This window comes from Streptomyces sp. SID14478 (assembly GCF_010548525.1).
GTDB lineage: Bacteria > Actinomycetota > Actinomycetes > Streptomycetales > Streptomycetaceae > Streptomyces.
Genome location: NZ_JAAGMG010000421.1, coordinates 1 through 472 on the forward strand (window position 1 = coordinate 1; position 472 = coordinate 472).

Annotated in this window: 1 protein-coding gene; it reads right to left on the reverse strand. The window is 74.6% G+C overall.

Going from position 1 to position 472, the window contains the following annotated elements:
* On the reverse strand, nt 1-452 hold a 452-nt coding region (locus G3I40_RS48135), incomplete at its 3' end, for a S8 family serine peptidase (protein WP_343244921.1).
* Nucleotides 453-472: the final 20 nt, after the last annotated feature.

The window sequence follows — 472 nt, forward strand, 5'->3', positions numbered from 1 at the left end:
ACGTCGAGCCGTCCCGCGCCCTGGGCGATCGTGTCGACGCCCCCCAGGCGGTGGGCCGTTCCGGTCAGCTCCGCGCCGATCTCGGTGGCGGAGCGCTCGGGCCGGAGCTGGCGCAGCAGCGCGGCGGAACCGGCGACGAGCGGCGAGGCCATCGACGTGCCGGACATGCGCCAGGCGCCGGACGCGACGATGCTCTTGGGCACGGTCGAGCGGATGTCGACGCCCGGGGCGACGAGGTCCGGCTTGAGGCGCTGGTTCTGGTCCGGGCCGCGCGAGGAGAACGCGGCCATCTCGTCACTGGAGTCACGGCCCGAGAGCGTCACCTGGGCCTTCTGCGCGGCCAGTTCGATGAGCTCCTGGCCCTGGATGCGGTCGACTCCGGTCACCACGAGGTGGTCCATGCGCAGATCGCCGTCCGCGCCCTGCAGACGGCGCGCGCTGTCGGCCGCCACCGGGGCTCCGTCGCCGGGCC